Annotated in this window: 1 pseudogene; it reads right to left on the bottom strand. The window is 70.4% G+C overall.

Features of this window, described 5'->3' with window-relative positions:
• Window positions 1-463 (bottom strand): annotated as a pseudogene (locus QYS60_RS25700) (4-hydroxy-2-oxovalerate aldolase); the annotation flags it as partial.

Genomic DNA, 463 nt, shown 5'->3' with positions numbered 1-463 from the left:
GACACCGCGGCGCCCGAGTTCGAACAGGATCTCGCGGGTGGAGATGCCGAACTTCTTCGCGGCCCGCTTCGTGGGGTGGAAGAAGGTCGAGTACACCCCGGCGTAGCCGAGGATCAGGGCGGTCTCGTCGACGATCTGCGGTTCGGTCATCAGCGGGGCGACAACGTGCTCGGCGGTGTCGACCAGCGGAAACAGGTCGACCCCGGTGTCCCAGCCGGCCCGCTCGAACGCGGCGGCGAGCACCTCGGTCTGGGCGTTGCCGGCGCTCGCACCGAGTCCACGCAGCGACCCGTCGATGAACGTCGCCCCGTTCTCGGCCGCGGTGAGCGCGTTGGCGATGCCGACCCCGAGATTGTTGTGAGCGTGGAAACCGATGTCGGCGGAGATCGCCTGCCGCAGGGCCGCGACGCGCTCCCCGGCGTGCCGGGGCACCATCGCCCCGGCGGAGTCGACCACGTACACG

This window comes from Rhodococcus sp. GXMU-t2271 (assembly GCF_041414735.1).
In the GTDB taxonomy this organism is placed as follows: Bacteria; Actinomycetota; Actinomycetes; order Mycobacteriales; family Mycobacteriaceae; genus Rhodococcus; species Rhodococcus indonesiensis.
Note: the sequence above shows the minus strand (reverse complement) of the source record. Positions and strands in the feature narration are given on the sequence as shown.